The organism is Candidatus Cloacimonadota bacterium (assembly GCA_034661015.1).
Classification (GTDB): domain Bacteria; phylum Cloacimonadota; class Cloacimonadia; order JGIOTU-2; family JGIOTU-2; genus JAYEKN01.
The window spans coordinates 1-13,728 of the sequence record JAYEKN010000103.1 but is presented as its reverse complement, the minus strand read 5'-3'; the positions used below and the strand labels follow the sequence as shown (position 1 = coordinate 13,728).

Sequence of the window (13,728 nt, the reverse complement as noted above, 5' to 3'; positions counted from 1 at the left end):
CACTCCAAACTGCATACTTTTGCTCGGTTGCATTAACACGGTTAATGCACTCCAAACTGCATACTTTTGTACAAATTTTTTATAATTTTTGTCGGAGTGAGAGAACGTTCTCCAAAATCTTTCAAAAGAATATCAGCAGTTTTTCCCAAAATAAATGAGCCCACACGAGCTGCATCGTATTCGGAAAATCCTTGTCCGAGAAGTGATACGATAATTCCGGTTAACACATCTCCGTTTCCGCCGGTACTCAAGCCGGGATTTCCCACAACATTGAAAGTAGTTTCCTTATTATTGCAAATTACAGAGGTAGCACCTTTTAGCAAAATAATCACATTGTATTTTTTTGCAAATTTGCGTGTATGTTCCAAAAGATTCGTTTCGATTTTTTCCACAGGTAAATCAATGAGACGAGAAAATTCGCGGATATGCGGAGTAAAAATGTAAGGTTTTCCATTTAAATATTTCAATTCTTCCAAATGATCCTGAAAAGCATTTATCCCGTCTGCGTCTATAACAGTAAGTTTTGTGTTTTGTTTTAAAAATTCTCTTACGAATCTTGCAGTAGATTCATTCCGGGAAATTCCCGGTCCAATTGCAATTGCATTGGAATTTTTTGTAAATTCCAAAATTTCATCCAATGCGTCAAATGATATTGTTTGTGAATCGGTTTCATTTACAGTTTTGGACATTATTTCGATCAAAGAATTTTCAAAGATAGGGGAAAGACTTCTCGGATGGATTAGTTTAATCAAACCCGAGCCAATTTCCAAAGCAGATTTGCTTGCCATAATTGCAGCACCGGTAAGTCCGGCAGAACCGGCAATTATGGCTATTTTCCCATAATCGGTTTTATCTGAATTTGATTTTCGAGAAGGAAAGAACGATTCGATTTCTTCCAGAACTTCAGCTTCAGGTGGATTTTCTGCATAAGTAAGAGGGGAAATCCCAATATCTATCACATAAACTTTACCGGAATATTCTCTGCCGGGAAAGAGAAGATGTCCGTATTTCAAAGCAGCCATTGTGAGTGTGAAATCCGAATTTACAGCCACATTTGCTACTTCACCGGTTTCCGCATTTACTCCTGATGGAATATCAATTGCTACTTTTATCCCAATATGTTTATTTATCAATTCTATAATTTTTTTTCGATATCCTTTAATTTTACCCTTTAGCCCGATTCCAAACATTGCATCAGCAATAACATCAAAGTACGGCAGCTCATTTGCAAAATATTCTACTGCATCATCATTGGAAATGAAAACAATTTCGCAGGACAATTTATCTAAAATCCCATAATTTTTTTTAGCAGAGGGAGAAAATTTCTCCTCATTTCCGATTACAAAACAGCAAACATCATATCCGTGATTAAAGAGCCATCTTGCAACGACAAAACCATCTCCGGCGTTATTACCGGTTCCGCAAACTACTGCGATGGAGTTATCTTCTTTGATTAGATTCGTTTCAATAATTTCCGCTGCTTTTTTTCCGGCATTTTCCATTAATACTATTCCTTCTAAACCAAAATTTTCAATTGTAAATTTGTCATAATTCTTCATTTTATCCGGACTTAATACAAACATTTTTACCTCCGATATTTTTCTTTAATTAATTATTATTTCGATTGATATGCAATTTATTTGAAGTGTTGCTTTAAATTGATTCATTGCATTCAAGCTGGACGTTCCTCCCGAAAGCTTTCGGGAGGGCTTGGGAACGAAGATTGTGTGTTTGGAGCTTGGGAACGAGAGAGTGTGTTTGGCATTTTAAATTTAATATTTATTTCTGGAATTAGTGCAATTCGTGAATTTTTTCCGTTCTCCGTTCTCCGTATTCCCTATTCCATTATTCCGTTCTCCGTTATTCCTTATCTTTCTTTAATTTTATTTCAATGATTGAGCCTTTATTCGATTCACTTTTTACAATATAGATTTTTCCATGATGAAAATCTTCAACAATTCTTTTGGTTAAACTCAGGCCCAAACCCCAACCGCGTTTTTTGGTTGTAACTCCGGTTTTAAATAGGGATTTTCTTAAATTTTTTGGAATTCCTTTGCCCTGATCAGTAACCCGAATATATAAAAATTTTTGATCTTCATAAATTTTAATTGAAATAATTCCGGATTTTTCTTTCATAGCGTCAATTGAATTTTTTATCAAGTTTTCAAGAGCCCATTTTATCAAATCGGGATCGAAAAGAAAATCCTGCATTTTAGTCTCATTTATAAATTCAATTTCGATTTTATTACTCTCTTTGGGAATTCGAGCTTTGAAATATTCGATAACGGATTGAATGGTTTGCGAAATATCCGATTCTTTTAATTTGATAGATGAGCCGACTTTTCCGAATCTGGATGCAACATTCTGCAAGCGGGCAATATCCTGCTTCATATGAAGAACAGTTTGCTCAAGAAGTTCATCTTCAGAATTTTCAGAAACTTTTAGTTCCAACATCTGCACCCACCCGAGCAATGAAGTGATCGGGGTTCCAAATTGGTGAGCAGTTTCTTTTGCAAGAGCAATCCAAAGATGTTCTTTCTCTCGCCGTTTCATTGTAATAATCACAATGACTCCGGCAGCTATGAAAAGTAAGACTATGAAAAATTCAAGATAGGGGAGGAATTTAAGCCGCTTTATTGTTGAAGATTGGCTGTAAAATATTTTAGAGATTATTTCATTATTAGTTGGTTCGGTAAGGACAATAAATGAATTGTCGGATTTCATTTTTTCGATAAGATTTCTCAATTGCTTCTGATTAGATTGGTTTGATATTTTATTATCCGGCAAATAATCTTCCAAGTTTTTCCAATATTTGGGCTCTTCCTTCCCATCTGTTACGATAATTGGATAATCAATTTTCTTTACGACCTCTGAAAGAATGATTTCGAGCAGATCTCCTTCGATGTTTTCCTTTGTAGAAATTTTGACAAAACGAGCGTATATTTTTGGAAAAACTTCCAATTCATTTCGTACCTTATGAAGCAGGTTGCTGGTGTAGATTGCAAAAAATAGGATAATAGCCAACCCACCAATGATGAAATAATATCGAATAAAAAGCAGACTTTTTCTGTTATCCATCCTCTTCATCCTTTGCTTTTTGCCAAAGATTTTCCATTTCAGTAAGATTGCTGGAAAAAAGGTTTTCTTTCAAAGTCTTTTCGATATAACCAAATCTTCTCATAAATTTTTTCGTTGTTAACTCCAAAGCAAATTCCGGGTCAATATCAAGCTTTCTTGCTACATTTACAAGTGCAAAAATTAAATCACCAATTTCTTCCTTCATCTTTTTTGCATCATTTTTTTGTAATTCATGTTCGAATTCAAGTAATTCCTCTTTCAATTTTGCAAATGTATCCGTAACATTTTCCCAGTCAAATCCCACAGTGGCTGCTTTGCTCTGAATTCTTCTTGCCTTGATAAGTGCCGGTAAACTTTTTGGTAATCCTTCTAAAATTGAATTTCTGTGAGCCTTTTCTTTTCGTTTTATCTTCTCCCAATTATGCTCGACTTCTTCGGCAGTTTTCACACTTATATCACCGAAAATGTGCGGATGCCGTCTTTTCATTTTTTCGTTTATCTTGGCAATTACATCTTTGATAGAAAATTGTTCATCCTGTTCTGCTATTTTGCATTGAAATACAATATGCAAAAGCAGGTCGCCCAATTCTTCTTTTAATAATTCGGCGTCATTCAGTTCAATTGCTTCAGAAATCTCATACACTTCCTCAATCATATGCGGGCGAAGAGTTTCGGGAGTCTGTTTGAGATCCCATGGGCATCCATTCTTTGGGTCTAAAAGAACTGTAATAATTTTTAAAAGTTCTTCAAATTCTTTCAAGATATTTCCTCAGTTTCTTTGAAATCAAAATAAAAAATAATCAGTTGCGATTAAATAAACTGGGATTTTGATTTTGATAATTTCTTCTGACCATTCCAATGCATTTGCTAAAACCGATTTTTGTATAAAACGGTTCGATCTGCTTATCACAAACAATATCAATTGCGTACATTTTATTTAGGCTTATTAGCATTTTTTTCACTAATTCCCTACCAATTCCGCAGTTCTGATATTCCGGTATAACCTCAAGCAAAGGGATAAACGCATAAAATATTCCATCGGAAATTGCATTAATGAAGCCGACACACTGCTTTTCAGTAATAGCAAGCCAGATTTTATAACTATTTTTCAGAATTTTATAATGTGTTTCAGGATTTGGATGCTCTGGCCAATCAACAAAAAAACCTTTTAAAGATTCGTTAGATATTTGTTCGATATCATCAGTATAAATGATATTTTTCATTAACAACAACCGAAAAATTTAGGAAAAATTGTATCTAAAAACCTGCCGGATAACTTTGATATTCGATTCTGAATTGAAAATTTTGGCTGGGCTTATATTCCAACTGAAAATTGGGTAATATTTTTGTATTATCTTTCAGTGAAAAATTATTTTCAGAGCCGAAAAATTTGTAATTAACAAAATTCAGATCAAGCTTCATATTAAGATTTTTAGCAAATTGATATTCAAAACGATTTGTAAAATTGGATAAAATCAACGATTCGTTTTCATTTGAGCTGAAAACAGAAGTTACGGAAAAAGATTGCGAAGTTTGAAGTTTGCTCATGTTCAAAGTAGATGGAAATTGAAAAGCAGAAATGGGATTCATCTTAGTAACATTTTCCTGAGCAGATAACGCGATTGAAGTTAGGAGGATAATTATTATTATAAACACTATTTTTTTCATTGTAAACTCCTTTAAGGGGGGGGGTTAGGGTGAAACCCTATTTATCATTCGTGGAAATGGAATTGCTTCCCGAATGTAACGTTTGCCGGAAATCCAGGCGATAAACCGCTCCAGTCCGATCCCGAAACCACTATGTGGGACAGAGCCATATTTTCGGAGATCAAGATACCACTGAAATTCTTTCATCGGCATATTTTCCGCCTCCATTCTTTCCTTGAGAAGCTCGTAATCATCTTCTCTTTGTGAGCCGCCGATAAGTTCACCAAATCCATCAGGGGCGATCAAGTCTGAACCGAGGACGAGATCGGGATTTTCTACATCTCTTTTCATATAAAAAGCTTTTATTTGTTTGGGCCATTTTTCTACGAAAACCGGAACATCGCTTTCTCGGGCAATTTCTTCTTCCTCTTCGGCACCAAAATCATCGCCGAAATTGATATCATATCCTTTTTCTTGGAGGAATTTGATAGCTTCGGAATAAGTTATTATTTTAAAAGTTGCATCTGCTTTTTGCAATTTTTCAATATTGCGTTCTAAGATTTTCAATTCATTTTCATTTTTTTCAATAACTTTTCTAATGACAAAGCGAATTAATTTTTCTTGTATTTGCATGTTTTCTTTGTGTTCAACAAAAGCAGCTTCAGCATCCATCATCCAGAATTCAGTAAGATGTTTTCTGGTTTTCGATTTTTCCGCTCGAAATGTGGGACCAAAATCATAAACTCGCCCCAAACTCATAATCCCCGTTTCTGCATAGAGTTGACCGGATTGTGAGAGATAGGCTTTTCCTTCATCGAAATAGGGAACCTCAAAAAGTGTGGTCGTGCCTTCGCAAGCATTTGGTGTGAGAATAGGGGAATCGTAACGGTAGAAATTATTTTCATTCAGATATTCGCAAATTGCATAATAAACCGTATGACGGATTTTCAGCAACGCATTTTGATTTATGGAACGCACCCAAAGATGACGATTGTCCAGCAAGAAACTTGTTCCATGTGCTTTTTTCTGGATTGGATATTCGGCAGCAATTTGGATGATCTCAATATTAATTAAGTCTAATTCGTAGCCGGAAGGTGCTCTTTTATCAGGTTTTACTTTCCCCCATATTTTTACGGAAGATTCAATGGTCAATTCTGCACATCTGCCAAATAGTTCATCGCCAATATTCGGTTTGAAAGCTACGGTCTGAATTTCACCGGTTCCATCTCGAATTATGATAAATTGAATTTTCCCACTGGAACGACGATTTCTTACCCACCCTCGAATAAGAACTTCATCACCATCAAATTTCCCTATATCTTTAATTAAAACTTTTTCTGCCATGATTATACAATACCTTTTCTATTTTTATCAATATCTTTCATTATGTCAAATGCTACGCGAAGAGCTTCGTAACCGTCATTTCCGTTCACTATCGGGCGTGTGTCGTTTTTTATTGCGTTAACAAAACTTTCCAATTCGGCTCTAAGCGGTTCCTTTTCGATTATTTCAGGTCTTTCCGTATCAAACATCTCAAAAATATTTGCAGTTCTATCACCGGACATAATCTCTGCCATGATGTCATTTATTTTAGGATTTTTCTTAACAATATTCACGATTTTTTTCTGATAATCAAGAGAAATATATTTGTCTTTTTGGAAGAATCTTATTTTACGTTCTTGTTTTAGAGAGATTCTACTAGCTGTAATATTTGCCAAAGCTCCATTTTCAAATTCAACTTTTGCATTTGCAATATCCACGTCATCCGTAACAATCGGTACTCCAACTGCATTTATACTTTTGACTTTACTTTTCACAAGCGAGAGAATAATATCTATGTCGTGGATCATCAAATCAAGCACCACCGGAACATCGCTTCCACGGGGTGTGAATGGAGCGATGCGATTTGCCTCAATAAAAAGGGGATTCAGCAGAACATTCGACAAGGATAAAACCGCTGGATTGAAGCGTTCTATGTGCCCAACTTGAATTTTAAGATTTCTTTTTTCAGCCATTTCGACCAGTTCTTTTGCCTGATTCAGTTCACTACAAATCGGTTTTTCGATAAGAACGTGTTTTCCGGATTTCAAACACTGCTTTGCATATTGATAGTGGGTGGTGGTGGGGGTGGCAATATTTATTGCATCCGTTTGTGATATAAGTTCTTGAGCGGAGTTGAATACTTTACAATCAATTCTTTTCGCGATTTCCTTGGCTCGAACTTCATCTGTATCAAAAATTCCAATCAATTTCGTGGAATCCATTTCCATATAATTTCTGGCATGATGCTGTCCTAAGTGTCCAACACCCAAAACTCCAACTTTCATAAACAATATCCTTTTAAATTTGTTTTTTGTTAGAAAATTTAGAGAGAATTTATATGTCAATATATTCGGAAATTTGAGGAGTGGAAAAGCAGAAATGGGTACTAATTTAGAAATTGTCCGCAAAGGTAGCATATCAAATAAAATATATTCTTCATCCTTTTTATAACTCATCCCCTAACCCCTTCTCTTCAAAGAGAAGGGGAACTTTTATCTCCCTCTCTCCGCCAGCTGGCGGAAGGGTCGGGGTGAGGTCGAAAAATAGTACTTTACGGACAGATTCTAACTTGAGTCCATCCGTAAACTCGCATTTTTGCAATGATTCTCCGAATGTGATTCGACGCAGATAAACACTGATTATGCTTATGAACCCCTGTTGAATATTAAAATACAAAGCATTCAACGCTGATATTACACTTTTTACAAAAAAATTTTATCTTGCGAAAATCGGTTTTGTCGGTTTTCATCTTCTTTTTGAATAAAATATTTTGACATTTGAGGTGGCATTCCTAAACTATAAACCAAAATTAGCACTCACCTTTACCGAGTGCTAAAACAAGGAAATTTAAAATGATAAATGATTCAAATTGTGTATTAACCAAAAGGCAACAAGATATTCTAAAATCAATAATTTTAGAACACATCAAAACAGCCGAAACTGTTGGCTCCAGCGTATTAGCAAATGATTATGATCTGAACGTGAGCTCCGCAACAGTGCGGAATGAAATGAGCGTGTTAACGGAAATGGGCTATATTGAACAGCCATACACATCTGCCGGACGCATTCCAACCGCAATGGGTTATAAATTCTATATTAATGATATAATTGATTTTGATAGGGAAATTCCTGATAAAAAGATAAAACTTATGCAGACTCTTCTTTCTCAAAATTATCAAAGTCTGGAAAATATGCTTTCTTCAGTTTTAAAATTTCTTGCAAATATTTCCGGACAAATGAGCATAATTGCCGAACCGGACTTTTCATTCGGTATCCTCGAATCTTTCAATATATTTCTTTTAACGAGCGATAAATTATTAATCGCAATCAGTTTGAGAGCCGGATTTGAAAAAACTTTCATTATTCCAAACAAACACAAACTTTCTCAGCATCAAATACGTGCCATTGAACGTTATTTGAATGACAACTTTGCTCAAAAATCTTTTAACCAGATCAAGCACATTCTTAAAAAAGAATTACGCAACACTACTGATTCCCAAAAGACGATTATCCAAAGCATTAATACTGAAATTCAAAAGGCATTACAGAAAGCTAGCAATCTGAATCTGCGCTTTGAGGGTGATATTGGATTTATGAGTCAGCCGGAATTCAATTCTCAGCTGAAAGTTTTAAAACTACTTAAAGCTATAAACGACCATAAAAAAATTGAAAATATTTTTAAAAATTATCGGCAAAATGATTATACAATATTGATGGGCGAAGAAACCGGCATTGAAGGTCTCGAAGATGCCGTCCTCATTTTCGGAAAATACGAAATTATGAATTTAACCGGTTTCATCGGTATTCTTGGCACAAAAAGAATGAATTATACCGACAATATTCCCATAATTTGCTTTGCTGCAAGAATGATTACCGAGTTGTCTGAAAAAGGCGCATTAATTCCATATCAAATAAAAAATAAATAATTTCTAAGGTGAAACAAATGACTAAGAAGCCACAAAATAAAAAAAATCCGAAAATCAAGAAAGACCAAGAAATGAAAAAAAGGCAAGAACAAAAAGACGAATTGTCAATCTTGCAAGAAGAAAATGGAAATTTGAAATTGGAAGTAGAAAAACTCAAAGATCAATGGATTAGAACGATGGCTGAGTTTGACAATTTCCGTAAAAGAAATTTGAAAGAACGCCAAGAATGGATCAAATATGCAAATCGAGATTTGGTGCTGGAACTGATAGATGTTCTGGAAAATATGGAAAAATCTATTGAATCTTTAAAAACAGATAAAAAATTTAAGACCCATTTGCAGGGAATTAAACTCGTTTACGATCAATTTTTTGATATTCTTAAAAAACGAGGATTAAAAAAAATGGAAGTGTTAGGTGAAAATTTTGATCCACAATTACACGATGCATTGATCTTTACTCCAAACGAAAATTATGATGAAAATGTAATATTCGATTGTATTTTAAATGGGTATTTCTTTGATGACAAGGTTCTTCGTCATGCCAAAGTTGCAGTTACTCAACCGGCTGATGAAGACGAGAGTAAAAATAGCGAAGATACAGATGAAGAAAATAATATAAAAAATAATAAAAATGAGGTGAATGATAATGAGTAAAATAATTGGCATAGACCTTGGGACAACAAATAGTTGTGTTGCGGTCATGGAAGGCGGAAAATCCACCGTTATTCAAAATTCTGAAGGTGGAAGAACCACATCATCGGTCATTGGATTTCCAAAAGACGGCGAAAGATTAGTCGGACAGTTGGCAAAACACCAGCTGGTAACCAATCCCGAAAACACCATATATTCTATAAAGAGATTTATGGGACGGAAAAGAAATGAAGTGAAGGCTGAAACTGACACCGTCTCTTTTGAAATTGATGCAGATTCCAAAGGCGAAGTTGTTGTAAATATTCTCAATGAGAAGAAGAAATTTAAACCCCAAGAAATCTCCTCAATGATTCTTGCAAAACTAAAAGAGACTGCAGAAGATCATCTTGGAACCAAGGTTGACAAAGCAGTGATCACAGTTCCCGCATATTTCAACGATGCTCAAAGACAGGCAACAAAAGATGCGGGTAAAATTGCCGGACTTAGTGTTGAACGAATCATCAACGAACCTACAGCAGCAGCACTCGCTTATGGTTTGGAAAAGAAAAATGATGAAATAATCGCAGTTTACGATCTCGGTGGAGGAACATTTGATATATCCATCCTCGAAATCGGTGAAGGTGTTGTGGAAGTTCTTTCCACAAACGGCGATACGCACCTTGGCGGTGATGATTTTGACAAACGGATAGTTGACTGGATTGTTGCAGAATTCAAAAAGAGTGATGGCATTGATCTTACTAAAGACAAAATGGCTCTGCAAAGAGTTCGTGATGCAGCCGAAAAAGCCAAAATTGAACTTAGCGGAACCCAATCAACCAAGATTAACCTTCCGTATGTTACTGCTGATAGCAGTGGACCCAAGCATCTTGACCTTACTCTCTCACGAGCAGAGTTCAACAAAATGGTTGATGATTTGGTTGACAAGAGTATTGCTCCATGCAAAAAGGCAATGAAGGATGCAAAATTATCCAAGAATGAAGTTAAGGAAGTGATTCTCGTTGGTGGCTCTACAAGAATTCCTGCTGTGCAAAAAGCAGTTGAGGATTTTTTTCAAAAAGTACCTAATAAAAGCATAAATCCTGATGAAGTTGTGGCAATGGGTGCTGCTATTCAAGGCGGAATCCTTTCCGGTGATGAAAACTTGAAAGACATTCTCCTTCTTGATGTAACCCCTTTATCCCTCGGAATAGAAACTCTCGGTGGAATAATGACAAAACTAATTGAGCGTAACACAACCATTCCGGTAAGAAAAAGCCAAATTTTCTCTACTGCTGCAGATAACCAAACCGCTGTTTCCATCAATGTTCTGCAAGGTGAAAGAGAAATGGCATCTCACAACAGAACCTTGGGAAGATTTGACTTGGTCGGAATTCCACCATCTATGCGTGGAACTCCCCAGATTGAAGTCTCTTTCGATATGGACGCAAATGGTATTCTCCATGTTTCTGCCGTTGATAAGGGAACCGGGAAAAAACAGCAAATCAAGATAGATAAACTCGGTGCTCTAAATGATGAAGAGATCGAAAAGATGGTAAAAGATGCAGAAGAACATGCAGATGAAGATAAAAAATTGAAAGATCAAGTTCAAAGCAAAAATGAACTTGATAATCTCATCTTTTCCACTGAAAAATCTATGAAAGAACATGCTGATAAATTGAATGATGATGATAAAAAGAAAATTGAAGATGCAATCAAAGATGCGAAGGAAAAATTGGAAAGCAAAGACGTAGAAACCCTGAAAAAAGCAAAAGAAGAACTTCAGCAAAAAGCTCAAAAATTAGGTGAAGTCATCTACAAAAACATGAGTGATCAGGAAAAACAGCAGGCAGCTGAAGAAGCAGCAAAGCAACAAGGACAGCAGCAACAAAGCACTTCTGGTGAACAACAGCAGCAAGCAGAAGAACAATCTCAAAACAAAGATGAGGATGAACCTGTTGATGCTGATTTTGAAGTAATGGATGACGAATAAAACATAAATAAATAAAAAATCACGGGAATTCTTTTCACTTTGATTGGAATTCCCGTGAATTATAAAATACACGAAACGAAAAGTTGGGATTATATGTCAAAAAGAGATTATTATGAAATTTTAGGTATTGATAAAAGTGCCACTGAAAAAGAAATAAAAACCGCATATCGAAAATTAGCGCTGAAATATCATCCTGATAAAAATAAAAGTGATGCTGCAGCCGAAGAAAAGTTTAAGGAAGCATCAGAAGCTTATGAGGTTTTGGGTGATGAGAAAAAACGACAAATTTACGATCAATACGGGCACGCCGGAGTAGATTCACAATTTGGTCAAGGTGGTTTCCAGTGGTCTGATTTTTCGCATGCCGGAGAATTTTCCGACATCTTTGGAGATTTGGGAAATATTTTTGAAAATCTCTTTGGCGGAAGTGCCGGATTTGGTAGTTTCGGTTTTGGTGGTAGGGGACGGCAAAGGGTTATACGAGGTCAAGATCTAAAAATTTCTCTCTCTCTAACTTTGAATGAAGTAGCCCATGGAACAACAAAAAAAATCAAATTAAACATAAAAAATAATTGTGAGCAATGTAATGGCACGGGTTCAAAGGATGGAAAAATCGAAACCTGCCCCCAGTGTAACGGCAGCGGAAAAGTAAGACAAGTTCGCCAATCATTTTTCGGGCAAATGTCCACAATTACTTCCTGTCCTACTTGTAATGGAACCGGTAAAATAATCAAGAACAAATGTTCATTTTGTAATGGTAGTGGCAGAGTATCTAAAGTGCGAACTATCAAAGTCAAAATCCCAGCCGGTATTGCTGACGGGCAGTATCTAAATCTGAGAGGTAGGGGAAATGTGGGACCACAAAATGGACCGGCAGGCGATATACTGGTATTTATCAAAGAAAAGGAGCACAGTATTTTCAGCAGAGAGGGACAGGATCTGGTTTGCGAGTATCCAATTGCAGTTAGCATGGCAGTTCTCGGCGGGAAAATTGACATTCCTACTTTGGATAAACCTATTAAAATGAGAATTCCAAGCGGTACTCAACCGGATAAAGTGTTTCGCATAAAAAATCAGGGATTGCCTTATATTGGCAGTTCGAGAATCGGTGATCTTTATATTAAAACAAGAGTGATTGTTCCCACAAAATTATCAAAAGATGAGCAGGAATTATATCAAAAGATCAAACCGTTTGATGATGATCGCGATTTAAAACCCGGAAAATCTTTTTTTGAAAAAGTAAAGGATTATTTCATTTAATCTCAGAACTCTCAAAATACGCTTATGAACAAAATATCAGAAGATTGAACCAATAATGGAAAAGTTCATAAGAAAACAGAAAAATTTCGTAAGATTTTTAATAATTTTAATGATCTTTTTTGGTTTATGTAATAATTTTTTCATGTCATTCTGTGTGTTTAGTGGTAAAAAAAAATCCTAACCACCAAATGCACGAAAAAGCAGTAAAATATCTAATCAAAACTAATATTTTTAATTAATTAATATGCCTAAACTTTTAGCAATTCTAGCATTTTTTTTAAGGTCTAAATCTATAGATGCCTATTTTCTACGCTCCGCAAATAAATAAAAAATCACAAAAAATTGAAATAATCGGCGAGGAATTTAATCATATTACGAATTCCTTGCGGAAAAAAACAGATGAATCCATTTCTCTCACAAATGGAAAAGGATTATTGGCAAGTGCAAATATCCAATCAATTTCAAAAAAAGAAATTTCTTTACATATCACAGAAATTACAGAAACAAAAAAATCTTATCCATACATTTCTCTATCATTTTCCTTACTAAAAAAGAACAATGAACTGATTATTGAAAAATGCACGGAATTAGGAATTTATGAATTTTTCCCTTTTATATCCACGAGAACTGTAAAAAAAAATTATTCCCGAAATTTTGTAAAACGTCTTGATAAAGTAGCAATTTCTGCAATGAAGCAATGTGATTCTGTATTCCTGCCGCAAATTCACCCGACATTACTTTTCCCCGAACAGTTATCTTTAATCGCACAAAAATATTTCCCAATCCTTGCTTGGGAGGAAGAAAATAAAAATTTTCTTCCTGAAGTTTTGGGAAGTACTGAAAAAAATATTTGCCTGATAGTGGGACCTGAGGGGGGATTCGAAAAGCAAGAAATTGAAATTGCTCGAAATCATAAGGCAAAAGTTATTTCACTTGGAAACCATATTTTGCGCGCAGAAACTGCTGCTATATCTTTTGCTTCCAATGTTATATTTTATCAATTGGGGAAAAATAAAAAATTTTATTAACTTTTAGAGAATATTTGGAGTGCAACATCCGTGATGTTGCAATTAGAAAAATAAAATATCGAGGATATTTTACTCCAAACTTTTAAATCCCGACTCGAACGTAAAAGATAGCGCTCGAGTCGGGATTT

The 13,728-nt window shown here is 35.3% G+C and carries 12 protein-coding genes; 5 read left to right on the top strand and 7 right to left on the bottom strand.

Going from position 1 to position 13,728, the window contains the following annotated elements; genetic code table 11:
- Nucleotides 1-41 precede the first annotated feature (41 nt).
- The 7 genes from U9P79_04285 to U9P79_04255 all read right to left on the bottom strand — a co-directional run bounded on the left by U9P79_04285 (nucleotide 42) and on the right by U9P79_04255 (nucleotide 7,052).
- The gene (locus U9P79_04285; GenBank protein MEA2103845.1) at nucleotides 42-1,583 is read right to left on the bottom strand and encodes an NAD(P)H-hydrate dehydratase; all 1,542 of its coding nucleotides are present in this window, start codon (nucleotides 1,581-1,583) and stop codon (nucleotides 42-44) included.
- 277 nt (nucleotides 1,584-1,860) lie between these two features.
- The gene (locus U9P79_04280; protein ID MEA2103844.1) at nucleotides 1,861-3,078 is read right to left on the bottom strand and encodes a HAMP domain-containing sensor histidine kinase; all 1,218 of its coding nucleotides are present in this window, start codon (nucleotides 3,076-3,078) and stop codon (nucleotides 1,861-1,863) included.
- A complete protein-coding gene (gene mazG / locus U9P79_04275; protein ID MEA2103843.1) occupies nucleotides 3,071-3,838 on the bottom strand; it encodes a nucleoside triphosphate pyrophosphohydrolase in 768 nt (255 codons plus the stop codon). Before mazG ends, U9P79_04280 begins: the two co-directional genes overlap by 8 nt.
- A 40-nt stretch (nucleotides 3,839-3,878) precedes the next feature.
- Nucleotides 3,879-4,301 carry a GNAT family N-acetyltransferase gene (locus tag U9P79_04270; protein ID MEA2103842.1) on the bottom strand — a complete coding sequence of 141 codons (423 nt, stop codon included), beginning with the start codon at nucleotides 4,299-4,301 and terminating at the stop codon, nucleotides 3,879-3,881.
- A 34-nt stretch (nucleotides 4,302-4,335) separates the two neighbouring features.
- A complete protein-coding gene (locus tag U9P79_04265) occupies nucleotides 4,336-4,746 on the bottom strand; it encodes a hypothetical protein (protein MEA2103841.1) in 411 nt (136 codons plus the stop codon).
- 24 nt (nucleotides 4,747-4,770) lie between these two features.
- Nucleotides 4,771-6,069 (bottom strand): asparagine--tRNA ligase, encoded by a 1,299-nt coding sequence (gene asnS, locus U9P79_04260; protein ID MEA2103840.1) that lies wholly within the window; start codon nucleotides 6,067-6,069, stop codon nucleotides 4,771-4,773.
- A gap of 2 nt (nucleotides 6,070-6,071) precedes the next feature.
- Nucleotides 6,072-7,052 (bottom strand): Gfo/Idh/MocA family oxidoreductase, encoded by a 981-nt coding sequence (locus tag U9P79_04255; GenBank protein MEA2103839.1) that lies wholly within the window; start codon nucleotides 7,050-7,052, stop codon nucleotides 6,072-6,074.
- Nucleotides 7,053-7,619: 567 nt separating this feature from the next.
- On the opposite strand from U9P79_04255, the gene hrcA reads away from it, so the two are divergent.
- The 5 genes from hrcA (at nucleotide 7,620) to U9P79_04230 (ending at nucleotide 13,600) form a co-directional block, all read left to right on the top strand.
- Nucleotides 7,620-8,693, top strand: coding sequence for a heat-inducible transcriptional repressor HrcA (gene hrcA / locus U9P79_04250; GenBank protein ID MEA2103838.1), 1,074 nt, complete (start codon nucleotides 7,620-7,622; stop codon nucleotides 8,691-8,693).
- A 17-nt stretch (nucleotides 8,694-8,710) separates the two neighbouring features.
- Entirely contained in the window at nucleotides 8,711-9,346 is a 636-nt protein-coding gene (gene grpE / locus U9P79_04245; GenBank protein ID MEA2103837.1) for a nucleotide exchange factor GrpE, read from the top strand.
- Nucleotides 9,339-11,312 carry a molecular chaperone DnaK gene (gene dnaK / locus U9P79_04240; GenBank protein ID MEA2103836.1) on the top strand — a complete coding sequence of 658 codons (1,974 nt, stop codon included), beginning with the start codon at nucleotides 9,339-9,341 and terminating at the stop codon, nucleotides 11,310-11,312. Before grpE ends, dnaK begins: the two co-directional genes overlap by 8 nt.
- A 54-nt stretch (nucleotides 11,313-11,366) precedes the next feature.
- Nucleotides 11,367-12,572 (top strand): molecular chaperone DnaJ, encoded by a 1,206-nt coding sequence (gene dnaJ, locus U9P79_04235; GenBank protein ID MEA2103835.1) that lies wholly within the window; start codon nucleotides 11,367-11,369, stop codon nucleotides 12,570-12,572.
- A 296-nt stretch (nucleotides 12,573-12,868) separates the two neighbouring features.
- Nucleotides 12,869-13,600: an RsmE family RNA methyltransferase gene (locus tag U9P79_04230; protein ID MEA2103834.1), complete on the top strand. Its 732-nt coding sequence runs from the start codon at nucleotides 12,869-12,871 to the stop codon at nucleotides 13,598-13,600.
- Nucleotides 13,601-13,728: the final 128 nt, after the last annotated feature.

Bases quoted from the DNA above. Each gene is read 5' to 3' on its own strand.
- U9P79_04285 (MEA2103845.1), bottom strand. From the start codon at position 1,583: ATGTTTGTATTAAGTCCGGATAAAATGAAGAATTATGACAAATTTACA.
- hrcA (MEA2103838.1), top strand. From the start codon at position 7,620: ATGATAAATGATTCAAATTGTGTATTAACCAAAAGGCAACAAGATATT.
- U9P79_04270 (MEA2103842.1), bottom strand. From the start codon at position 4,301: ATGAAAAATATCATTTATACTGATGATATCGAACAAATATCTAACGAA.
- asnS (MEA2103840.1), bottom strand. From the start codon at position 6,069: ATGGCAGAAAAAGTTTTAATTAAAGATATAGGGAAATTTGATGGTGAT.
- grpE (MEA2103837.1), top strand. From the start codon at position 8,711: ATGACTAAGAAGCCACAAAATAAAAAAAATCCGAAAATCAAGAAAGAC.
- U9P79_04280 (MEA2103844.1), bottom strand. From the start codon at position 3,078: ATGGATAACAGAAAAAGTCTGCTTTTTATTCGATATTATTTCATCATT.
- U9P79_04255 (MEA2103839.1), bottom strand. From the start codon at position 7,052: ATGAAAGTTGGAGTTTTGGGTGTTGGACACTTAGGACAGCATCATGCC.
- U9P79_04230 (MEA2103834.1), top strand. From the start codon at position 12,869: ATGCCTATTTTCTACGCTCCGCAAATAAATAAAAAATCACAAAAAATT.
- U9P79_04265 (MEA2103841.1), bottom strand. From the start codon at position 4,746: ATGAAAAAAATAGTGTTTATAATAATAATTATCCTCCTAACTTCAATC.
- dnaK (MEA2103836.1), top strand. From the start codon at position 9,339: ATGAGTAAAATAATTGGCATAGACCTTGGGACAACAAATAGTTGTGTT.